Raw genomic sequence first — 22,627 nt, forward strand, 5'->3', positions numbered from 1 at the left:
TTCGTACTGCAGAAATGCTTCATTCATCGTTCGAATGAGGGATTTCTTGTTAGTAAATCTATATATGAGCAATTCTTGGACGGTAGACTCGGAATCTACTCACTACTTCTACCGACTCTGTCCAATTACCTCCGTCCTGATCAATATCCATGATAGGTTGTAGTTTGTTCCATGTATTGCGGCAACCGACCAAATAAGTATAGCGAGTACCAAATATAGGCTACGGGAGTAGCACTTAACTTCGCCTACGTCGCGAGGGTGATTGCTTGGTACAGCGGGCTCACAGCAACCAGAAGATGCTTGGGTGACCTTGTTCTGGCCCGGTTTAAGACTTGCGTCGCGGCGCTTCTTTGCATGAAAATATACATCAGCTCGCCGGTTCTCAAAATAGTTAACGCAACGTAAATTTGAGGATATACTCCGTTATTCAACGAAATTCGCTGATGGCGTCTAATATAGATCGGGCTTTTCTTTGCATCGTCCTGTTCAACCCGCTTTCAATCTCCTGTTGCCGATTGCGGGAGGTATTATTGATTTTCCGCGAATTTTATGCAATCTACAATAGAAAAACAGGGCAATAACCATAACGATAAGGGGGTTATCCCTAGTAGCCGCTATCAGTCGCTTGTATACTATTGGATAAGCCGCCGGTGTCGGGGTGTCGATTGGGGCCGACAGGTAACCATACAGCAGATGCCGCGTAATATAGCAGGAACGACCGCTGGAGCCTCCTGCGAGGAGGACTTTTGTGAGAGTAGGCTAAATGACGGAAAGCCGTCCGCGAAACGTCAAGGCGGATCGGTCGCAGCTTGCTGGGGGTGAGTTTTCGGCCCGAAGCAAGTCCTTGGCTGCAGCCGATTTCCCAGTCGTAGGAGTTTGTGCTTCGGCCGGCGGGGCCGAAGCGTGTGGAAAGCTACTCGCCGCGCTTCCGGAAAAGAGCGGCATGGCCTTCATCGTGATCCTGCATCCGGACGCCAGCCGCGAAGGCATGGGCGCGCAAACCTTGGCTCTCGGCGCCACGATGACGGTGCTGGAGGCCGCGGATGGCCTCCCTATCGAGCCCGATCACCTTTATGTGGTGCCTGCCGGCGCCTATCCGTCCATCAAGGGCGGCGCGTTGCATCTGTCGACGCGGGCAATTCACCATAGAACGCGTTTGCCATTCGATTTCCTGTTGCGGGCGATCGCGTCCGAATATGGCGAACGTGCTGTGGCCGTGGCACTTTCGGGCAACGGAGCGGACGGAAGCCTTGGCGTCATGTCGGTGCGGCAGGCTGGCGGCCTCGTCGTCGCCCAGGATCCCGAGGAAGCGGCACATCAAGCGATGCCGCGAAACGTGATCATGACCGGCGCTGCGCATTTCGTCCTGCCGGTGGGGGAGATTGCCGAAAGCCTTGTTCGTCATGGCGAGAGTCTTGGCCGGGACAGGAAGAACGGTTCGGCGGAGGTGAAGGCCCGCGATCCTCTCTCAGAGATCATCGAGCTGCTGCACGTCGCGACGACGAACGACTTTTCGCTCTACAAGCGTGGGACCCTCAACCGCCGTATTGAAAGGCGGATGGCGACGCTCGTGCCCCCGGTCAGCGAGATGTCGCGATACCTTGATCTACTACGAAAGGACAGTGAGGAGCTCGACCTTCTGGCCCGGGATCTGCTGATCAACGTCACCAGCTTCTTCCGTGATGCAGCCGTCTTCGAGTTGCTGAGTGCAAGGATCGTCCCGGAACTTATCCGTAAGCATTCACCCGACCGGGCGATCCGTGTGTGGGTCGCCGGTTGCAGTACCGGCGAGGAAGCCTACTCACTCGCCATGCTTTTTCGCGAAAAGATTGCCGAAGCGAACGTGAAGATGGAGCTGCATGTCTTCGCCTCCGACGCGGATGAACAGGCCGTGGCCTTCGCGAGGGAGGGACTCTACTCAGAGAGCATAGAGGAGACCGTCTCGCCGGCGCGACTCGAGCGATTCTTCACGAGAGAGGGCAAGGGTTGGCGGGTGCTTCCGGAGTTGCGCGCCTCGGTGATCTTCACCGTGCAGAACGTGCTCTCGGATCCTCCCTTTTCGCGCGTCGATCTGCTCTCCTGCCGCAATGTCCTCATCTATCTGGCGCCGGAGGCCCAGGAGAGGGTCATCTCGCTCTTCGGGTTCGCCCTGCGCCATGACGGTGTCCTGGTACTCGGTAGCGGCGAGACGGTAGGCAACCTCGAGGATCATTTCGACCCCATTTCGCGGGCGGCGCGGATATACCGTCGTGTCGGCCAGCGGCGCCCGGCGGGGCTGGAGTTCGCAGCCAACCCGCCACCGGCTACCGTGAAAGTGGGCTCGGCGCCTGTGCGCGGTGCGGGAGTGCTGAGGCAGGACACGCTGGCGGACCTTTCAAAGCGCATCGTGCTGGAGAATTATGCGCCGGCCGCGGTCCTGGTCAACCGCGCATACGAGTTCCTCTACGCGCTCGGGCCCGCTTACCGGTATCTGCAAGTGGCACCGGGTCATGCCACCCATGATCTGTTTGCCATGATTCCCAAGGCGCTCGGCAGCAAGGTCAGGTCCGCGGTCCATCGGGCGACCGAGGAGAGGAAACCGATCGTTGCCCGCGGCGGACGTGTGGAGCATGGCGGCGTCGCCGTCAGCTTCAACATCCATGTCGAACCCTTGTCCCTGGAAGGCGAGGAACTGTTCCTGATCTGCTTCGTGAACGAGCCGAAGCGTGAAGAAAAGTCTGCGCGGCCGCTGCTGCCAGCCGAGGCGACCCGGGTGGCCGAGCTGGAGCGCGAGCTCGACGAGACGAGAACGGAGCTGCAGGGGGCGATCCGCGACCTGGAAATAGCGAGCGACGAGCAAAAGGCCATTGCCGCTGAAGCCCTCTCCCTCAACGAGGAATACCAGTCCACCAACGAGCAACTGGTAACCTCCAAGGAGGAACTGCAGTCCCTCAATGAAGAATTGACGGCCCTCAATGCGCAGCTTCAGGAGAGCCTGGAGCGGCAGCGGGCAATGTCGAACGATCTCCAGAACGTGCTCTATAGTACCGATGTCGCGATGCTGTTTCTCGACAGCGAGCTGAACATACGCTCCTTCACGCCGGCGATCCGGTCGTTGTTCAACATCCTGCCTGGCGATGTGGGCCGACCCATTGCCGACTTGAGCTCACCCGCGATCGCCGACACCCTGCTTGCCGATGCCCGCGCCGTCCTCGGCCGGGGCAAGGCGCCGGAGCGCTACATCAACGCGCGCAGCGGAGCATGGTACATCCAACGCATGCTCCCCTATCGAACACCGGACGGCGCCATAGCCGGCGTTGTCATCACCTTCATCGACAATACCGAGCAGATGAAGGCCGCAGAAGCACAGGAGGTCGCCAAACGCGAGGCAGAGCTTGCCAATGCCGCCAAATCCCGCTTCCTTGCGGCAGCTAGCCATGATCTGAGGCAGCCGCTTCAGACGCTGAAGCTCCTTCACGGGCTTCTCGAGGTGACCATCGAAGGCGAGCGGGCGCGTACGCTCCTATCCCGCTTCGAGGAAACGCTGGTATCCATGTCGGGCATCCTCGACGCACTTCTCGACATCAACCAGATCGAGGCCGGGACGCTGCGCGTCGAGCTGACGGACTTTCCGGTCAATGACCTGCTTCTGCGGATGCGCAAGGAATTTGCCTATGCGGCGCATGCGCAGGGTCTGTCGCTGCACGTGGTGGGCTCCAGCCTTGCGGTCCGCACCGATCCGCGCCTCTTCGAGCAGATGGTTCGCAATCTCCTCTCCAACGCCATGAAATATACGAAGAGCGGCAGCATCCTCCTCGGCTGCCGCAGGCACAAGGAAAGCCTCACCATCGAGGTGTGGGATACCGGCATCGGCATACCAAGCAACGAGCTCGACGCCATCTTTGCCGAGTATCACCAGCTCAACGCGGGAGCCGGCGAACATGGCCATAGCCTCGGGCTTGGCCTTTCGATCGTCAAGCGGCTCGGAGACCTGCTCGGGCACGGGATATTCGTCCGTTCGCAGCTTGGAAAGGGGTCGGTATTCGCCATCGAGGCAGCCCTCGCGCAGCGGGAGGCCGCCACGCCTGCCCCGGCGCCTGCAGCGATCGAGCACGCCTTTGGCGATATCGGCGTCATACCTTCCGTGACGTCGATCCTCCTGATCGAAGACGAGCCCGACGTTCGCGACCTGTTGAAGATCGCGCTGGAGGATCAGGGCCACCGCGTAATGGCCGTTTCCAATGGCTTCGAGGCGCTCGATCTCCTGCGGCGCGGGGTGGCGAGGCCGGGGCTCATTCTGGCCGACTACAATCTCTCGCAGGGCATGGATGGCCTGCAAACGATCATGAAGTTCCGCGAGGCGCTGCACCGCGAGCTGCCGGCGATCATCCTCACCGGCGACATTACGACCGGCGCCCTTCAGAGGCTCGCCAATCACGATCTCGTCCATCTTAGCAAGCCGGTTCGGCTGCGGGAGGTGACCGAGACGATCCAGCAGCTTCTGAAGAAAGCGCCAACGCGGGAGGCGCAGCGCCAGGAGGTGCTGGAGAAGGCGGCAGTGGAGAGCATTGCGGGGCTGCTCTTCGTCGTCGACGACGACCGCAGCATACGCGACAGCATTCGAGACATTTTCGAGGGGCAGGGGTGGAGCGTTGAGACCTACGAAACGTGCGAGGCGTTTCTCGATGCGTACGAGCCGGACCGGGAAGGTTGCCTGCTTGTCGATGCGTATCTGCCGGGCATGAGCGGCCTCGAGCTACTCGGCATACTCGAGGAGGCTGGGCGCCGGCCGCCGGCCATCATGATCACCGGCAACAGCGACGTCCAGATGGCGGTAAAGGCGATGAAGGCCGGGGCATCTGATTTTATCGAGAAGCCAATCGGCTACAACGACCTCATTGCCAGCGTCGAACGGGCGGTCGGGCAGTTTCGTGATACGCACAAGCAGGTCTCAAGTCACGATATGATCCGCAAGCAGCTGGCGAGCCTTACTCCCCGGCAGCAGGAGATCATGGAGCTGGTTCTTGCAGGTCAGCCCAGCAAGATCATCGCGGCCAACCTCGGCATCAGCCAGCGCACTGTTGAAAATCATCGCGCCGTCATCATGAAGAAGACGGGAGCGAAATCGCTGCCGGCTCTCGTGCGGCTGGTTCTCGCAGTCCGCGAGTAGTCGCCATCGCCTCCGCAGAACGCAGGGGGACTTTCCAAGCACAGCGAATGTGACATTGTATAGCATTGATTTTGCAGCCTCTTGGTGATGGACTGTGGGGTCGAGGCATGAGTCAACGCTTGCGCATCGCCGCCGAGACCTTCCTCCGAATGCGATTCGAGATGTCGAGAGAAATGACGGAGAGTATCGTGACCGTAATCGCTCCCATGAAGCGGGAATCCTCTTCCCCCGACCAGACGTTTGGCACAGATGGCATCGCCCCGATGAACCGCCCCAGCGCTGTCACGCGCTTCTTCATGGGCATCGTCGCCTGGGTAGAGCGGCTTAACTTCAGATATGCGAAGCTCGGCAACCCGCCGGTCTACGATAACGCGACCTTTCCATGGGCCGCAGAGATTGAAAAGGAATGGCCGGTAATACGCGCCGAACTCGACCATATACTTCTTCGCCAGAGCGAGTTGCCGACATTTCAGGACATCTCAACCGACGTGAAGACCATTTCCACCGATAGCCGCTGGAAAACCTTCTTCCTGCTGGGGTTCGGCATAAAATCGGAACAAAACATCCATGCCTGCCCACAGACCTGGCGAGCCCTGCAGGGGATACCGGGCCTGAAGACGGCGATGTTTTCCATATTCGAGCCCGGAAAGCATCTGCCGGCACATCGCGGTCCCTACAACGGCGTGCTGCGGCTGCATCTAGGTCTGATCGTGCCCGAACCTGCAGACCAGCTTGCCATCCGCGTCAACGACCAGATATGCCACTGGAAGGAAGGCAAGGTTCTGATCTTCGACGATGCCTATGAGCACGAGGCGTGGAATCATACCGACAAGACGCGCGTCGTCCTGTTTGTCGATTTCGTCAAGCCATTGAAATTTCCTGCGAATTTCATCAATTGGCTGTTGATGAACCTGGCGGTCTTCACTCCCTTCATCCGTGAAGGGCTGGACAACCACAAGGAATGGGAAAAGCGCTTCTATGCCGAGGCGGAAGCGCTGAGGAACCGCCCGGGCAAGGCGGGGTAGGGCACGCCGGAATTGGCCCCCTGCCGGTGGCGTCTTCGATCGGCTGTCACTGGCGAAGGAACTGCCCGAGATCGTGCCTCGTGCCGTCTCCATGGAGCGTAGCCTGGGAGAGGGTTCGGAATGGGGGGCGTCGCTCCCGCTTCAAAGCTTCCGAAACTCGAGCCGATAGATAACCTCTTCGCCGGTGACCGGATCATTGCCGGGCGCGTCACTGATGACGAGCGTCTCGCCGTTGAAGGCAAAGGGCCGGATGAGGTCGATCTGCCAGGCAGGGTTCCAGGCCGCCTCGACGTGATGGATGAGCCTGCCGTCCTCGAGTGTGTAGGTGGCCGCATAGGCGAGCATCGTGTCAAATAGATCGGCCTTCTGCTGTGTGGAGAGAGCCGTGCCGTTCGACTTGGGGCGCTGCCGGTTGGCAACAAACGCCATCATCCGCCCGTCGGCATGATAGGCAATATAGCCGATCGGATCGGCACCCATCGCATTGCTGACTTCGCCGGTTGAGACGACGGTTCGCGTCCAGGAGATCATCTTCCATGTGCCTAGCAATGTCTTTGCGTCAGTCATCGATGCCTCTTTGGGAAATGTCGGGCTGGGCGAACAGAACTCTTCCGGGCTATGCCACCTGGGCACGTAACCCTAGCATCGAAGCCCGCGGTCTGCCCATCCGCAGGCCGTTCGCGACTGACGATCCGCCAATAGTTCAATATTCGCGTGGCCGCTGTGGCGCCGTCACCATATGCTGGGAATAGGCCAGCGGCGAGCGATTGCCCGGCATGTTCTCGTCCAAGACCAGTGTCTTGAGGTCGTCGGCACGCACATCAAGGGCCACGACACGCTGCAATTTGTCAATTTCCCACACTGCGTAACCCAGCGCGGGGTCGTAGCCACAATCGCAGCCACAATCGCCATGGACAATACATCTGGGGCATGTCGGAAGAATCATGATCTTAGGCTTGGGAAGCTTGTAGCAATGTCCCTCGTAAGCGTAGCCATAGATAATTCCGATGCTCCTCATCCTTTTCTGTTTGTATCTATCACCAAACGTTATTGGAAGAGAGATGGTTTTCCCACATCTCTCAATGGACACTCTGATTTTTCCAGATTTGTGGTGTCCTTTGCAATCGTCCTCGCAGCAGTCTTCCTTGCATGAGTCGCTATCACTGCAGCCGCATTCTTTATCTGATTCGGTATTGGCGAGGCCGACCCCGTAAATAGACTGAATAGTCCTCCAAAATGCCTCCTTGTTAGCGCCGAAGTTGTTCTGAAAGTCTTCGTTGCCTTCGATAATTTCCTTTCTGGCTTCGATATCTTCAAATGTGAAGCACTCCTTTGCTTCTGGCTCCACAGGACGACCATACAGCCTCACTTCCGTGGGGTTGTATGCGCAGTCGTATTCAAGGTCTGCACATTTCGGCGAAGCTGGTTCCTTGCACTTCTCGAGGCTTTTGCCCACTTTCGGATTCGCGCAACAGTCGCTCATTGTCCTCTCCCTCGCGTTTCATCTGATGATCTCACGCCATGCAAAATTCTCTTCCAGCTGAGCTGCGGCCTTCGCGTCCGCGGCGGCGATAATGGCAGCGGCAGCTTGCTCAAGGCGCAGGGTGTCCGGGTCAATCCGCTTGAGCGAATTGGCAAGCGCCTGGCCGATTTGGTCACGCGCCGTGGCGAGGGCGATGTTGAAGTAGCCAGGCTTGAGCCGGAACGCATCCGCAATTTCCGCCCGCAGTTTGTCGAACTCATCGAGCTCGAGATCGCGGATATCGACCTGCAGCAGCCGCGGACTGGCACAGCCGCTCGCAACAAGCGCACCGTGGTAGAGCTCGACGAGGCTGTCGAAGATCGCGCCAAGAAATGGGAGCGACCTGTCGTGCGGTTCGCGGCTGACCTCCGACATCCGCCGTGTATTGCTGGCAAGGCGGATCTGGGTCTCCGGGCTTTTTTCGGCAAAACGATTGAGTTCGTTCTGTAGCAGCAGATCGCCCCTGGTGCGCCGCAGGAGGCGATCGATCGCGGATTCGAAGTGAAGCATCGAGACCAGCGATATGCTGTCGGCAAACGCTTCGGAGTAGGGGAAGTAGTCTGCATCCGCCGCGGCATTCACAGGGAAGCCGATTTCCGAGAAGCTGATGAGATGCCCGACTTCATGGGCGATGCAATCGAAGTTCAGCGCATAGGGCCACAATACCTTGCCGACCTCGCAAGCTCCGAGCTCCAAGAAGCCGTAGCCGGCCTGCGCATTGTCCCAGTCCACGAAAGGAATGATCTCGAGCCGCGGATAGACCTCGCTGAAGAACCACCGGATCGGATGGCCGAGATAGTTTTGCCATACGTCGAGAGTGAAATGCACGCAGGCATAGGCGTGGGCGCCGAGGAATGCGCGCGAAGTCGGGTCCAGATTGTCGAAGTTGCCGTCCGGTCCTGATCGCGCGGGTGGATGAATCGTGCCCTCGAAGGGAGGGAGCTGCGTGAGCCCGTACGGCTCCTTGTTGATCAGCGGGTCGACGACGTACATCAGCCTGTCGCTTGGGCCCTCTCCGATCTCGTCGGGCGGGATCGAAAGCCAAACGCGGTCAGGCTGCTCGTAGCCAGGAATGAAGGGAGGCTGGGGGAATATCCAGAAGCGCGTGCCTATGCGCGAGTCGCCAGTATCAAGTACGGTGTTCTCAAACGGACGCATCGCAAGAAACCGCCCCTCGCGTCTAAAGAAGACACCAATAGGTTTTATTTATAAGAAAATACTAATTTAATGTCAATCCCCGATGCCTCCAGATCGCGCATGAAAGTGTTCGTTGCAATCCAGGATTCCTTGCCTTGAATTCCGGCATTCCGGGCAGCAATGCCCGGGGCGAGGAGTAGCGCCTCCAGTGCGTCGGCCTTCTTCTGCCTTACCACCTCACGTCGTAGCGCCTCTATTCTGGTCTCCGGCAGTCCGGCACCCGTTAGAACGGCTTCCATGGTGCGATCGCGAAAGTTGGCCACATGTGCCGCCTCGGCAAGGAGACGCCGCTCGCCGACGGAAATCAGGCCCCTCCGCTGCAATTTTGCCAATGAGCGCTGAAGGTCTACCAGCGCATCCGTCAAGGGCAGGAAGCCGAGCTCAGCGGGGCCCGAATGGACAGCGACAGCATCGTCCGGCGTGAGCGCGAAGCGTCGATACCAACGATAGATGAGGCCGATGCCGATCATTCCGAAACTATCCAATTCGGCGGCCCGCAGCGCGCCCATGCTGGCTGCACCGATCATCGTGATACCCTGGGCCATCGCCCAGAGTATCTCCTTGTGCCTGACGGACGGCCTCTCCTCGAATTGTCCGTCGATCAACACCATTGCGCGCGGGCGGAATGCGTGGGCTGCGAGAATGATGTCGCCCTGCGAGACGGGATGCAGGTAGATGGCGTCGAGGGCTGCCTCGGCCTCAGCCAGCCGCAGCGTCGGGCCGATGAAGGCCAGGATCGGACGGCTATCGCTCGATGCGGTCATGTGAAACCCTCAACGGATTACGGTCAGTGGCCATGCGCCGGGCAGGATGGTCCTGACGCAGCAAACGCCCGTTGCCATGTCGAAGGCGACGGGGACGGCGATCACGGGGCCTAATCCAGCAGACAGGACGCTGTCGATCAGGGCACTCAGGCTGGAAATCGGCTGGGAATTCTTGTCGCCGGGTCGCAGCTTCGGGCCATTGCTGACGATCAGCCGAACGGCATCGCTAACGATGGCATCGGTGCTTCTGCGGTAGTGCCCAATCGTTTGGTCGTCGCGCGCACCAGAGATCGCGCCGGCACGCGCCGCGAGCGCCTCCAGCATGGCATTCACAGCTGCGGCCTCGATGTTCGTGCCTGCGGAATAGCCCTCGGTCGGCAATGCGAGGATCGGCTCGCCACGGCCGGTTTCGATCGACTGGCACCAGACTACCGGAACGCCGGCGGGCGAGGGTGCGTGCCACAAACCAAAGACGATGCCGTGCTGCCCAGCCAGCGACAAGAGCTCGCTTACCTTCCCGCCCAGACTTGCTTCATCAAGCCTGGCCCGATCAAAGAAGCCATGGGTCGCGAAGGCGCGCGCAATCGCGTCACGTTCGATGCACTCGAACAGTCCATGAAGGAATGCTTCGTAGCCGTTCGCGTGACAGGCAAGACCGGTGGTGGTGCGGAGAAAGATGCCGTCGTGGCTCGGTGGCGGATCGGTATAAGATGTATGGACCAGTTCCAGCGGCACGGGTTGGACTGCCCCCGTAGCCATGTCGATTCCGTTGATCCAGGCGGTCGCCTTTCCTCGCCAGCTATCCGTCTGGCCGGCGGCCAGCAGGTTATCGAATAGACCGTCTTCGATGCCGAGATCCTTGGCCGCGGCAAGATAGACGCGGTCCGGCGATATCGACTCCGAATAGAAGCGCTCGAGCGATTCCATGATCGCGCCTATCGCCGCTTCGGCAATAGAGAAGCCACGACCAAGCGATGTCACCTCGGATTGGGCGGCAGGACGAACTGTCTGGACAACCGGAAGACCGAGGCGGTCGAGCCCCGTGATGTCGCCGATCCGCGTGATGCAGGCACGACGGCTGAGCGGGAGGAGACGGCGATAGAACTGCTCAAGATCCGCATTCCCGGCGCGCGACGGAAATTCGGCATGAAGCTGCGACATGATCGAAGCACGAAAATCCGAGGCGCCGCCGTCGCTGCTGCCACCATTGTCGCCAATGATCTCAGATCTTGATGGCAACCTTCAGCTCCTCGATCGAATGCACCGCGCGTTCAAGCAAAGCCGTTGCACCCTGACCCCTTGCAATTGTTATCGCTTCTTGAAAGTCCGCCACGACCAAGTCTCTCGGGGCATTGCCTTTGGCGCGAAGCACCGCCCGGCATCGATAAAGCTCGGCAAGCCAGTAGGCATGTCCGGTCTGCTTTGCTTCCGAGATGGCATCGGTCGCGACCTGGACCGCGACGCTGTGGCTGCCTTCGAGCCCTAATATAGTCGCCTGCATGCAAAGATAGAGGGGAAGGTCCGCGACAGCGCCAAGTCGCCTCAGCAGTGACAGGCCCTCGCGAAACATGTCGTGGCCGCGGCCGAGATTTCCCCGATGGGCAGTCGCCCAGCCGCCAAACAGTAGCGAAAGGCCCGCCAGCGATTGCATCTCATATTTTCGCGAGAACTCCATCATCCTTGCGGAAACCTCCGCGAGCTGCACGTAGTCGTCCCGGTAGAACGCCGACACGGCCTCGGTATCGAGCGAATGAGCCTTGCTCGGAATATGCGCTATCCGATCAACGAAGGCGATCATTTCGGCGAGAGCCTCGTCGGATGCCTTTGTCTGCCCGGTCATCCAGAGCGAGAGTGCAAACTGTCCCAGGCCGCAGACCTTGGCGTCGTGGCCGCCGTAAAGCGTCCTGGCCGTCTTCGCGGATTGCTCGTCATAGAGGGCCAGTCCCGAGACTATCGCTGCCTGCGTCTCCTTGTGCCAGCCGAGGTCGAAATCGATCGCCCAGATGCAATGGTTGACCTGCAACTGAATTTCGGGATCGTCCACTTCGGCCAAAATCGCCTGCACCTGCAAGGCGCGGTCGTGCATGACGAGGAAATCTTCCCCGGTCAGCCACCAACCCCAGTATATGGGGAACCACCTTGGCTGGTCCTCGCGAGGCTGGCGGCGGGCGATTGCCATGCCCTCCTCGTAGAGTTGTCGCGCTGCCGGCGAGTTGAGCCCGACCGTTCCGGTCAGGATCGGGCCAAGCGCACTGATCGCCGAAAGCCGAAGAACGTCCGCGGTCGTGCCCTCTTGCATGGAATCGCAAAGCGCCAAGGCGTGCTCCACGTGATGACGCGCTTCTATCATTGCGGAGCGGCCGGCACTCTCTTCCTGCGCCTGCATCAGCAAGTGGACCGCATTTTCGACCTGCCCGCAACGCTCCGCATGCTCGGCAAGCACACCGGTGTCGATCCAGCGTGCGATCTCGCGCTTGGCACTGACCGCGTTGAATAGCCTTCGATGCAGCAACTGGCGCTGCTTTCTCAGGAGCGCATTGTAGATCGTTTCCTGTATCAGGGCGTGGCGGAAGCCATACGCAGGAGGCCCCGAGGCCCTGAGTCGCGTCAGAAACCCGGTTTCGCAAAGGGTCTCGGCAGCATTGACGAGGAATTTCCTGCTGAGATCCGGGAGCAGTTCGCGCAGCAGCGGCAGCGTGAAGCGAGAGCCGGCAATCGATGCAGCGCGCGCCACCTCGCGGATCGGTCCGAGCTGGGCGAGACGCGCATCGAGAATGCCCTCGAATGCGGATACATGCGTGCGCGGCACCGTCGAGGAAACACTCATCGCGTCAGCGCCGGCGTTTTCCGCAGCCCATTGGCAGATCTCCTCGATGAAGAGCGGCACGCCACCCGACACCCGCTCGCTCGCTTCGAGGAAATCGGGAAGCACGGCTCTGCGATGCTCCGGCCATTTCGCCTCTATCGCGAGTTTCGTCTCTTCCTGATCGAGGGGCTGCAGCGCCATCCTTGTGGGAGCGGCATCCTCGAGCCACTCAGTGGGGACGCCGCGGCGGGTCGTCACCACGAGGAGAACCGGCAACCGGCGCACGACCCGCGCGGTCTCGGCCAGCAGGTCTCGCGACGTCGGATCGATCCAGTGTATGTCTTCGACGGCAAGTACGACAGGTCCGCGCTTGCAGACGGTCTCGAGTATGCGGGAGAGGGCGAGGTAGGCTTTTTCCTTTATTGTCTTGGGATCGCTGCGCGACAGGTTCTCGTTCCTGCCGGTCGCGCCCAGCAGATAAGCGAATATCTCGATTATTTCCTCGTCAACGATGCCGTGGCGCCGAAATGTGCTTGTCACGGTCGAGGCAGTCAGCGGCAGCTGCTTGCCAGCCTGCAGCACGCCGGGAAATCCGTTCACCATCGGATGAAGCGTTGAACGGGAGCTGCCCGGCAGACATTGGAAGAGGAAGGATCCGGCGCAGCTCTCACGCGTCATCCTGCGGATCTCGCGCAGCAGGCGCGATTTTCCAATCCCAGCATCGCCTTCGATCGCCAGCACCTGACCGCGGCCAGAAAGGGTATCCTTCCAGACATCGGCTATCGTCTCCAGTTCGTGCCTGCGGCCGATGAATGGCCCGCCGAGCCTGCCAAAGGCATAGAACCGGCCGACCTTCTTTCGATGCCCGAGCGCACGCCAGACCCTTTCTGGCTCGGCAAAACCTTTGAGCGTCCTGACGCCCTCGAACGCGAAGGCGTGCGATCTGCCCGCCAGGTTGCGTGTTTGCTGGGAGACGAGGATGCTGTCCGGAGCGGCGACCGCTTCGAGCCGGGTTGCCATGGCGAGCGCGGCTCCGGCGACGGGTTCGGAGGACGCGTCCTTTTCGGATCGCTCCTGGACAAGCGCGACGGAGGTGGCGATTCCGATGCGGACATGAAGGTCGTGCCGGGTCTCCTGGCCGATGCGTTTGCAGGCTTCGATGATGGCGAAGCCGGCCTGGATGGCCAGCGTGGCGGCGTCCCGCGCACCGAGCTCGACCGGAAACAGTGCCACGCCGCCATCGCCGGCCTCGACCCGCATGAGACCGGAGTGCATGGAGACCGATTGCTTGGCCGCCTGCTGGAATGTGTCGATCAATTCCTGGTAGTCTTCAATGTCGAGGCTGTGGAAGAGATTGGTCGATCCAACGAGATCGTAGCAAAGCGCGGTCACGATCTGCCGTTCGCCGGCAAGCGTTGACGAGCGCCCGCTCCCCCGCGGCCGCCTCTTCGATTGCCTTGGCTTATTGACCCAATCTTCGCCCGGCATACGCAACCCCTTGCCTTGCGGTTTCTGGATCCTTCTCTTTTCCGAAATGCCCCTGAACGATGGGGAAGTATTTGCCGGCTGGACGCACTCCTGCGCGGCAGACAACTATCGTTCAAAAACCAATCCTTTGAAAGTCTAATTTACGCAATGGAAGAATAAGACGGGAAGTATTCATGCCGGTACACTGCCGCTGGAATTTGCTCCATGCCGCTCGGAATTCTGCAAGGCGGCGCACGGGCTTACGAAGCTCCGCAGGAGAGGGTGGGGCGTCGGTCCCTTGACATGCGGTGAACTCAGCGGGCTATCATGACGGGCCGCCGCGCCGGCGGCATGAAGTTGCCGAGGTGGGTCATGCGCATGTTGCCGATGCTTGCCGCTTGGGCGGCGCTTCTTGCTGCGCCAATGGCGCTGGGCGAAGCCCTGAAGACGGACGACGTTTATAGTTCGATTGCGCTCAGGCCTATCAGCGAACCCAATCCGGTCATTGGCGCAGACGGGCGCACGCACCTTGCCTACGAGCTTATGGTCGTCAATCCGAGCAAGCTGTTCGTGACACTGGACAAGGTAGAGGCACTCGACAGTGAGGGACGCGGCCTTTGGACGGTCGACGGTGATGGCTTGGCGGCGTTGACCATTGCATTCGGTGGCACTGGTCGCCTGCTGTCGCCAGGGGGCAGCGTGGCGGTCCTGATGGATGTGAGCCTCAGCGAAGGCGAAAAGGTGCCGTCCCAGGTTTCGGCGCGCGTCACGGCCACTCGCCAGAGTGCCGGCGAGGACGGCAAGCCAGTGCCGATGCCGAAGGACAGCCCGATTCCCTCGACATTCACTTTCACCGGCGCCTCGACGGCAGTCGGCCGACCTGCCGTCGTCCTCGAGCCTCCGCTCGAGGGGCAGGGCTGGGTCGCGGTCAACGGATGTTGTGACAGCATCACCTCCCATCGCGGCGCCGTGATGGCCTTCAATGGTCAGCTGCGCGTGCCGGAACGCTTTGCCATCGACTGGGTGAAACTGGATGACCAGGGACGGCTCTTTACCGGCGATGTCTCGCAACTCTCAAGCTACGCCTACTACGGAACGCCGATCCATGCCGCTGCCGATGGCACCGTCGTCAATCTCTATGATGAGGCGGGTGAGCAAGTGCCGGGCGCGAATGCCAAGGGCATCAATCTCGAAAACATCGGCGGCAACATGCTGGTCATCGACATCGGCGGCGGTGTCTTCACCTTCTATGCGCATATGCAGAAAGGGAGCCTGAAAGTGAAACTCGGCGACCGCGTGAAGGCAGGGCAGGTGATCGGTCTTCTCGGCAACACCGGCAATTCCACGGCGCCGCACCTGCATTTTCACGTAATGGACGGGCCGATGCCGCTGGATGCAAATGGACTGCCCTTTGCCTTCACGCGTTTTTCCAGCCGCGGTGTGCTTGCGCCGGGCTCCGACGATGCAATCCAGGACGGCAAGCAGGCCGTCATCGACGCCCGGCTCGTCGGCGACCACGCCGCGCAGCTGCCACTGAACAACGAGGTCGTCGACTTCGAGTGAACGGGTTGCCGCCACGCCAATGATCAGGGAATGGCACGGCGGCAAGTTTCAGCGACAGGCTTTAGGCAATCTCGACGACCGAAAGACGGTTTCTGTCAGATCGCCCATGCGGTTGGGTTATTCGGGATAAGTCTCATTAGCCTCTGGCGCCGCCTGGTGGAAAAGGATGAATACCAAGGGGTTGCCGGGCTCCGACAACACATCGCTGCGCTGGCCGGTTATCTCTCCGGCCACGCCGCTCGTGTACTCCGCAACCACCTCGCCGAAGCTGTTGCGCTGGACCGCAACCTTCTGCCCGGGTTCGACCTTGTCGTTGAGCTTGACCAGATGCTCGACGATCCCACCCGCGGTGGCCAGGATCGGGAACGAACTGTTGCCGACAAAGACGGTCACGTCCTTGCCCGTGCGCCCAACAGGCCCGGCCAGGATGCCGTGATGCTTGAGGACGTTCATCGTGCCTTCCACGAACAGCGAGATCATCTCGAGGTCCAGGTGGCGGGCAGCCCCGATCTCCGGGCAGAAGGAGGGGATGCCCGCGGCGTTGAACGCGTTGTGGAGGACACTGGGATAGGTGGGGTTATCGAAGATCTGGCCCACGGGATAGAGGTCCACCATGGCCTTGATTTCGGGTATGTCCATCTCGGCAATATTGAATGCAGTGACCTCGAAACCTGTCGTTCCGGTGTGGAAGTCGATCGCGAAGTCGGCGTTTGGCTTGAGCAGCCGGTTGAACACCAGCCCGGCGTGTCGGCTGGGCGCAGTGAAGCCATTCTCGTTACCGGGCCATTCCCGGTTCATGTCGATCAGGTCGATGCCCCTGCCCGAATTGGGCCATCGGCGCTGCATGCTCTCAAGGGCCGGGCGAGAAATGTCCGTCACCGCCGTCACGCTGCCCGACATCTGCGCGGGATCGAGCTGGTTCATCACGGTATGGACGGTGTGAATGGAACTCATCTCGTCGCCATGCACGCCACTGGTTAGCACGCCGCGCTTGCCCGGATTTGCTCCCTTGGCGACGGTCACCGACACAAGCCAGTGTTGGCCGGTTGGCATTTCGACCCCCTGAAAATACAGGAAGTGCTTCTTGCCGGGCTCCAGGTCGTTGACGTCGAGCGCGCTCACGACTTTCTTCCCGTCGACGACATCGCCGGTATAGACCGTTCCCGACGTGGCTCCGGAGGATGCTGCGGTCCCCTGGGCCTTCGCAGGGCCAGCGTTGGCGGCGAGGACAGTTGAAGCGCCCATTGTGGCGATGGATGCGATCATGAAGTCGCGGCGATCGAGACCTTGCTTGGGTTTGTCCGGCATGATTGGGGGCCCTTTGTGATTTGAAAACTGCGTTGGAACAACGGAATGCACATCAGTCACAATAAATTCGCCGCATCTTGCGCCACAACATGTTCCTAACCTCGCAAGGTTGCAAGATTTCCGCGGGTTCATGTTGGGGGCTGCAATCTTGCTGTGTCGTTCGGCAAGGTCCGGAGACACACAATCCGGGATTCGGTCATGCGGGGCGGAATACGAGATTGCCTCTCTTGCGCACAATTTCCTGCAGTATCCGGGCTTTGCTGGCTGCGCTTGAGTGAGGAGATTTGAACTCAGAGCGTGGTTTTGGGATTCTATGCCGATCACAGGCAGTGTTGAGCGACATAATACTTAGGAGATGGTGCGTGTGGCTTCTCCTGCGGCCTTCAGGACCGTTGAGCTTCACATAGGGGGAGAGTGATGAAGCAGTTAGTGCTGTGCTTCTTGGCAGGTCTCGCGCTTTCCGGTTGTTCGCCGACTCAACAGGGTGCCGGCATGGGTGCTGCAACGGGTGCTGTCGTTGGCGGTGCCATCAGGAACGATGTCCGCGGTGCAGCGGTTGGCGCTGCAATCGGCGGCGCGGGCGGAGCCATGATCGGCCATGTGGTAGGCCAGCCAGGCCAATGCCAGTTCCGGGATCGCAATACCGGTCGTCAATATGTTGCGCCCTGCCCAAGCTGAACCGGAGCGCTACACGCAATCACGATTGATGTGTTCCGCGCCAGCGCCCAATGCGCCTATGGCCGTTCAGGTGGGTTGTGTGACGCGGATTTTCTCTTCGCTGCTCCTTTCGTCCGCTCCTCTGAAAAGCGATTGGTGTTGAATGATAGTCTCCGGGTCCGGGTTGGCCGGAGAAGACGTCAGGCCGACAGCGCACCAGGGGTGATGTCAATTCGGTGTCCGGCCACCGTCTGGAAAGCGCATCCACCCGAACGTCAATTCCAGCGTCCTTCTCGGGCGCATTCTTTGACTTAACGGAGGCAAGACATGGCCACTGCCACTGCCGCACCAAAGACCACGATGCAGAGATTTCTCGACGGCGTCGAGAAAGTGGGAAACATGGTTCCCCATCCTGTGGTCATCTTCCTGATCCTCATCGGCATTGTCATCGTTCTGTCGGCCGTGCTCGGCGCTTTCGGAGCGGCCGTCAGCTACGAGCGGATCAACCCGGATACGCACGAGATCGAACAGGCGTCGACCGAAATCCGCAGTTTGCTCAACATCGAGGGCATCCGGTTCCTGTATTCGTCGCTCATTCCCAATTTCATGAGCTTTACCGCCGTGGGTCTGATGATCGCGGCGATGATCGGCGCGGGCGTCGCCGAGGAATCCGGACTGGTTACGGCGCTGATCCACAAGCTCGTTATCGTCTCGCCGCGCTGGGCGCTGACCTACATCCTGGCTTTCGTCGGCATCATTGCAAGCATCGCGGCTGACGCCGGTTATCTTGTGCTGATACCTCTTGCCGGCGTCGCCTATCTGGCCGTCGGGCGGCATCCGCTCGCGGGTCTTGCACTTGGCTTCGCTGCAGTGGCGGCTGCCTTCACAGTCAACATGCTGATCAAGCCGCTCGATGCCGTGCTTGTCGAGTTCACCAATGACGCGGCGCATCTCGTCGATCCTGGACGGTCGATCGGCCTGGCGTCGAACGTCTGGTTTTCCATCGCCTCAGTGCTGTTCCTGACGGTCGTGATCGCCTTCATCACCGATCGCATGATCGCGCCGCGCCTGGGAGAGTATAATCCTGCAGCGGCCGAAGGCGATGTCCAGGGGCAGGGGGCGACACTCTCCGATCGGGAGTCGCGTGGGTTGCGGTACGCCCTCTACGGGCTCATCGGTCTTCTCGTGGTCTTCCTGCTCTTGACCGTCCCAAGCGGTGCGCCGCTTCGCAATCCGACCACTGGCGAGCTGATCGGCAATTCGCCCTTCATGAACGGCCTGATCGCGCTCATCATGCTGATCTTCCTGGTGACCGGTTGGGCCTACGGCGTCGGCGCTGGCACGCTGAAGACGCTTGCGGAGGTGATCGCAGCGATCGAAAAGTCCATCAAGAACATGGGCGGAACCATCTTCCTGTTCTTCGTTCTCAGCCAGTTCGTGGCCTATTTCACCTATACCAATATCGGTACGGTCATGGCGCTTAGCCTTTCGGGCGTGCTGCAGGCTGCCAATATCGGCGCTCTGCCGCTGCTGATCGGCTTCATCGTTGTCGTGGCGATCATCGACTTGCTGCTGACCGGCGCGATCGCGAAATGGGCGATCTTCGCGCCCGTCTTCGTGCCGCTCCTGATGAAACTTGGCGTGGAGCCGGAAGCGGTCCTGGCCGCATATCGCGTCGGCGACTCGCCGATGAATGCCATCACCCCGCTCAACGCCTACTTCGCGCTCGTCGTCGGCTTCGCCCAGAAATACGACAGGTCAGCGGGTGTCGGCACGATCGTTTCTCTGATGCTTCCCTATGTCGTGCTGATCTTCGTGCTGTGGACGGGTCTCTTCGCTGTCTGGAAGGCTCTCGGCCTGCCGTGGGGTCTCTGAGGGTCGCCACGACTGGTCTGAACGGTTCAACACGCAGATAATCGGATGGATATCATGAGCAACACCTCTATTCCTCTCGACGTCGCCGCGGCGGAAGAACATCTAATACGGTTCCTCTCGGTGGAGGGCGTTACCGGACAGGAGAAGAACATCGGCCTTGCCGTTTGCGACGCGCTGAAGAAAATCGGCGTGCCGGAGTCTGCCATTCGGTTTGACGACGTCAACAAACGCATTCCGCTGCCGACGGAAACGGGCAATCTGATCGTGGATATCCCGGGAACGCGGCCCGGACCACGCCTGCTCTTTTCGACGCACCTCGATACCGTGCCACTGTGCGCCGGCGCCAAGCCGCGACGAGAGGGCGACCGTATCGTCTCGGATGGTACGACCGCGCTTGGCGGCGATGCTCGCACCGGCGTCGCCCTTCTTGTGGTTGTCGCCGAGACACTGATCAAGCACAAGCTGCCGCACCCGCCGATCACGCTGCTGTTTACGGTGCGCGAAGAGAGCGGGCTGCATGGCGCACGGGAACTCAATCCCGCTGAGCTCAAGGGTCCGGTGATGTGCATCAATGTCGATGGCCAACTGGCTGCGGACCTGATCGTCGGCGCAGTCGGGCAGGAAAATTGGGAAGTCGCGATCACGGGCAGGGCGTCTCATGCAGGCGTTGCGCCGGAGAAGGGCATCTCTGCGACCATGGTCGGCGCCATGGGCCTGGCCGAAGCGCGACGCAATGGCTGGTTCGGCAAAGTGGTGAAACCGGACGGCCGGGGTACCAGCAATGTCGGCATCTTCGGCGGCAAGGACAACACGCCGGCCGGTGACGCCACCAATGTCGTCACTGACTACGCCTATCTCAAAGGCGAGGCGCGCAGCCCCGAGGCGGCTTTCGCGACGAAAATCGCCAACGGCTACAAGGAAGCCTTCGCCAAAGCGCAAAGCGAGGTGACGACCGACGAGGGCGACAAGGCCGAGGTGAAATTCAGCCACGTCGCGTCTTATCCGCCGTTCGAACTGGGCAAGGACACGCCGGTCGTGAAGCGCGCCACCAAGGCGCTGGGGATCCTCGGTATCGAGCCTGTCTACATCTTCTCCAATGGTGGCCTGGACGCCAATTGGCTCGATAAGCATGGCGTGCCCACCATCACCATCGGCGCAGGCCAGGCCGAAATTCATACCATCAAGGAATATGTGAATCTCAAGGAGTACGAGAAGGGTTGCCGCTTGGGCATCCTCATGGCGACCATGGATGACTAGCGGCTTGGCGAGACCACCCGTCTGTGGGCGAGGGCGTCCCTGCGATCCATCTCCGACCCGCCCGCGTTCAGCGCGCCCTTTGCGGAGCCGCGTGATGGATCGAGGCGAGTTCACCGGAAGCGTGGGGTAAGGCGACGTTGCGTGGTCAGCGCGGCTGTGTGGTTTGGACGGTCCGGATGGGCCAAATGAGGAGCAGATCGATTGAGTCCGATAGCGTACACAGCCACCATCATCGTCGTTGCCGTCGTTCTGTTCGTCTGGAACAAATTGCCCGTCGTCTTCGTGGCCATGCTGACCGCATTGGGGCTGTGGGCGAGCGGCGTCCTCACGCTTGGCCAGGCGCTTGGCGGCTTCGGTGATCCTGCCGTCATCTTTATCGCGTCGCTCTTCGTCGTCAGCTCGGGGCTCGAGGTCACCGGCGTTACAGCCTGGGCCGGGCAACTGCTGATCCGCGGCGCTGGCCAAGAGAGCCGCACGCGCCTTCTCGTCCTGACGATGGCGCTTGTCTCGCTCCTGACTGCGCTGATCAGCGTCAACGGCGCCGTTGCAGCGCTTCTGCCCGTCGTGGTCGTCATCGCCGTTCGCCTCAAGCGGAATTCTTCGCAGCTTCTGATGCCACTCGTCTTTTCCGCGCACGCCGGCTCCATGCTCGCGCTGACTGGAACGCCCGTAAACGTGCTGGTGTCGGAAGCAGGCATCGATGCGGGCGTCGGTGGTTTTGGCTTCTTCGAGTTCGCGCTTGTGGGTATCCCGCTCCTCCTGGGGACCATGGCGATCATCGTGCTGTTCGGAAAGCAGCTTCTGCCCGAACGCAATGGCGCAACCATGCCTGCCGATTTCAGCCAGCACGCGAAGACGCTTGTCGAGCAGTATGGGCTTGCGAGTGGAATCTATCAGATGCGCGTGCGCGCAAGTTCGCCATTGGTCGGCGGATCGTCGTCCGTGATGGATCTCTCCGCGCATCCAGGGCTGCAGCTTGTTGCCATTCAGGAGGGCGAAACAGCGGGGCCGCTCCGCAGACCGCTATTGGCTGAGGGTGACCATCTCCTGGTTCGCGGCGAGGCGGAAACCGCAGCTGCATTTGCCGCCCAGATGCATCTCGCCTTTCGTGACGAGAAGGCGAATGGTCAAGGCGAGGAGACGTTGTTCAATCGCAGCTCGGGCCTCGCAGAGGTCGTCATCCCGCCGCGTTCCGGCCTCATCGGCGAAGCCGTTTTCCCCGGCATGGTCACCGATAGCGGCGACCTGATTGTCCTGGCGGTACAGCGAGCGGGTACGCAGATTGCAGCCGAAAGGGCAACCAAGGATGCCGGCGGCATTGTGCTGCAGGCTGGCGACACCATGTTGCTGCAGGGCACCTGGAAGGCCCTCGACATTCATCTGAACGACCCGAACGTTCTGGTCGTCAATTCGCCCGAACTCGTTCGTCGCCAAGCTGTGCCGATGGGCCCCGGTGCGCGGCAGGCTGTGATCATCCTGATTGCGATGGTCCTGCTGCTCGCCACCGGCATCGTGCCGCCGGCGGTCGCCGGCTTGCTTGCTGCCGGTGCCATCATCCTGTCGGGGATCATGGATGTCGAGCAGGCCTATCGCGCCGTCGGCTGGACGACGGTGATCCTTGTCGGCGCGATGATGCCGCTCTCCACTGCCATGGTGGAGACGGGTGCGGCCAAGCTGATGGCGGAGCACTTGGTGAACCTTGTCGGCGATGCCGGCCCTGTCGCGCTGCTCGCCGGGTTGTTCGTCCTGACGGCGATCATGGGGCAGCTGATCAGTAACACCGCAACCGCGCTGATCGTCATCCCGATCGGCGTGGCGGCGGCGACTGCCATGGGCGTCTCTCCGCGTCCGGTGCTGATGAGCACTGCGGTGGCGGCTGCCGGCGCGTTCCTCACGCCGATAGCAACGCCGACGAACCTGATGGTGATGGGGCCGGGTGGCTACGCTTTCAACGACTATTGGAAGCTTGGATTGCCGCTGCTGATCTGGTTCTTTGTCGTCTCTGTGTTCATCGTGCCGCTGATCTGGCGCTTCTAA

The 22,627-nt window shown here is 60.6% G+C and carries 14 protein-coding genes; 7 read left to right on the forward strand and 7 right to left on the reverse strand.

Annotation, left to right across the window (positions count from 1 at the left end; all coding sequences use genetic code 11):
• The first annotated feature begins 844 nt into the window (after positions 1-844).
• Both EV286_RS04580 and EV286_RS04585 read left to right on the forward strand, forming a co-directional pair.
• Positions 845-5,149, forward strand: a complete 4,305-nt coding sequence (locus tag EV286_RS04580) for a CheR family methyltransferase (RefSeq protein ID WP_245500631.1) — start codon at positions 845-847, stop codon at positions 5,147-5,149.
• 173 nt (positions 5,150-5,322) lie between these two features.
• Positions 5,323-6,174 carry an aspartyl/asparaginyl beta-hydroxylase domain-containing protein gene (locus EV286_RS04585; protein ID WP_132956314.1) on the forward strand — a complete coding sequence of 284 codons (852 nt, stop codon included), beginning with the start codon at positions 5,323-5,325 and terminating at the stop codon, positions 6,172-6,174.
• 141 nt (positions 6,175-6,315) lie between these two features.
• Here the strand turns inward: EV286_RS04585 and EV286_RS04590 are convergent, their stop codons facing one another.
• The 6 genes from EV286_RS04590 to EV286_RS04615 form a co-directional block, all read right to left on the reverse strand.
• On the reverse strand, positions 6,316-6,741 hold the full coding sequence (locus tag EV286_RS04590) for a lipocalin-like domain-containing protein (RefSeq protein ID WP_132955839.1): 426 nt from the start codon (positions 6,739-6,741) through the stop codon (positions 6,316-6,318).
• A gap of 136 nt (positions 6,742-6,877) precedes the next feature.
• The gene (locus EV286_RS04595; protein ID WP_132955840.1) at positions 6,878-7,657 is read right to left on the reverse strand and encodes a hypothetical protein; all 780 of its coding nucleotides are present in this window, start codon (positions 7,655-7,657) and stop codon (positions 6,878-6,880) included.
• A gap of 18 nt (positions 7,658-7,675) precedes the next feature.
• Complete coding sequence (locus EV286_RS04600) at positions 7,676-8,854, reverse strand: hypothetical protein (RefSeq protein WP_132955841.1); 1,179 nt, start codon at positions 8,852-8,854, stop codon at positions 7,676-7,678.
• Positions 8,855-8,898: 44 nt separating this feature from the next.
• Complete coding sequence (locus tag EV286_RS04605; protein WP_132955842.1) at positions 8,899-9,657, reverse strand: TfuA-like protein; 759 nt, start codon at positions 9,655-9,657, stop codon at positions 8,899-8,901.
• 9 nt (positions 9,658-9,666) lie between these two features.
• The gene (locus EV286_RS04610) at positions 9,667-10,896 is read right to left on the reverse strand and encodes a YcaO-like family protein (RefSeq protein ID WP_245500609.1); all 1,230 of its coding nucleotides are present in this window, start codon (positions 10,894-10,896) and stop codon (positions 9,667-9,669) included.
• Positions 10,880-13,951: an AAA family ATPase gene (locus tag EV286_RS04615; RefSeq protein WP_132955843.1), complete on the reverse strand. Its 3,072-nt coding sequence runs from the start codon at positions 13,949-13,951 to the stop codon at positions 10,880-10,882. The genes EV286_RS04610 and EV286_RS04615 overlap by 17 nt, the downstream gene beginning before the upstream one ends.
• Positions 13,952-14,257: 306 nt before the next feature.
• On the opposite strand from EV286_RS04615, the gene EV286_RS32735 reads away from it, so the two are divergent.
• Positions 14,258-15,493, forward strand: a complete 1,236-nt coding sequence (locus EV286_RS32735) for a M23 family metallopeptidase (RefSeq protein WP_132955844.1) — start codon at positions 14,258-14,260, stop codon at positions 15,491-15,493.
• A 117-nt stretch (positions 15,494-15,610) separates the two neighbouring features.
• On the opposite strand, the gene EV286_RS04625 is transcribed toward EV286_RS32735, so the two are convergent.
• A complete protein-coding gene (locus EV286_RS04625; protein ID WP_132955845.1) occupies positions 15,611-16,801 on the reverse strand; it encodes a succinylglutamate desuccinylase/aspartoacylase family protein in 1,191 nt (396 codons plus the stop codon).
• A 417-nt stretch (positions 16,802-17,218) separates the two neighbouring features.
• Between EV286_RS04625 and EV286_RS04630 the strand changes: the two genes are divergently transcribed.
• The 4 genes from EV286_RS04630 to EV286_RS04645 all read left to right on the forward strand — a co-directional run bounded on the left by EV286_RS04630 (position 17,219) and on the right by EV286_RS04645 (position 22,627).
• Positions 17,219-17,479, forward strand: a complete 261-nt coding sequence (locus tag EV286_RS04630; protein WP_132955846.1) for a glycine zipper domain-containing protein — start codon at positions 17,219-17,221, stop codon at positions 17,477-17,479.
• A gap of 306 nt (positions 17,480-17,785) precedes the next feature.
• A complete protein-coding gene (locus EV286_RS04635) occupies positions 17,786-19,333 on the forward strand; it encodes an AbgT family transporter (protein ID WP_132955847.1) in 1,548 nt (515 codons plus the stop codon).
• 45 nt (positions 19,334-19,378) lie between these two features.
• The gene (locus EV286_RS04640) at positions 19,379-20,590 is read left to right on the forward strand and encodes a M20/M25/M40 family metallo-hydrolase (RefSeq protein ID WP_132955848.1); all 1,212 of its coding nucleotides are present in this window, start codon (positions 19,379-19,381) and stop codon (positions 20,588-20,590) included.
• A 201-nt stretch (positions 20,591-20,791) separates the two neighbouring features.
• A complete protein-coding gene (locus EV286_RS04645) occupies positions 20,792-22,627 on the forward strand; it encodes an SLC13 family permease (protein WP_132955849.1) in 1,836 nt (611 codons plus the stop codon).

This window comes from Rhizobium sp. BK251, assembly GCF_004345245.1.
Lineage (GTDB): Bacteria > Pseudomonadota > Alphaproteobacteria > Rhizobiales > Rhizobiaceae > Rhizobium.

Coding starts and splice junctions, on each gene's coding strand:
- EV286_RS04595 (WP_132955840.1), bottom strand. CDS start 7,657: ATGAGCGACTGTTGCGCGAATCCGAAAGTGGGCAAAAGCCTCGAGAAG.
- EV286_RS04600 (WP_132955841.1), bottom strand. CDS start 8,854: ATGCGTCCGTTTGAGAACACCGTACTTGATACTGGCGACTCGCGCATA.
- EV286_RS04605 (WP_132955842.1), bottom strand. CDS start 9,657: ATGACCGCATCGAGCGATAGCCGTCCGATCCTGGCCTTCATCGGCCCG.
- EV286_RS04630 (WP_132955846.1), top strand. CDS start 17,219: ATGAAGCAGTTAGTGCTGTGCTTCTTGGCAGGTCTCGCGCTTTCCGGT.
- EV286_RS04625 (WP_132955845.1), bottom strand. CDS start 16,801: ATGCCGGACAAACCCAAGCAAGGTCTCGATCGCCGCGACTTCATGATC.
- EV286_RS04635 (WP_132955847.1), top strand. CDS start 17,786: ATGGCCACTGCCACTGCCGCACCAAAGACCACGATGCAGAGATTTCTC.
- EV286_RS32735 (WP_132955844.1), top strand. CDS start 14,258: ATGACGGGCCGCCGCGCCGGCGGCATGAAGTTGCCGAGGTGGGTCATG.
- EV286_RS04585 (WP_132956314.1), top strand. CDS start 5,323: ATGACGGAGAGTATCGTGACCGTAATCGCTCCCATGAAGCGGGAATCC.
- EV286_RS04640 (WP_132955848.1), top strand. CDS start 19,379: ATGGATATCATGAGCAACACCTCTATTCCTCTCGACGTCGCCGCGGCG.
- EV286_RS04590 (WP_132955839.1), bottom strand. CDS start 6,741: ATGACTGACGCAAAGACATTGCTAGGCACATGGAAGATGATCTCCTGG.
- EV286_RS04615 (WP_132955843.1), bottom strand. CDS start 13,951: ATGCCGGGCGAAGATTGGGTCAATAAGCCAAGGCAATCGAAGAGGCGG.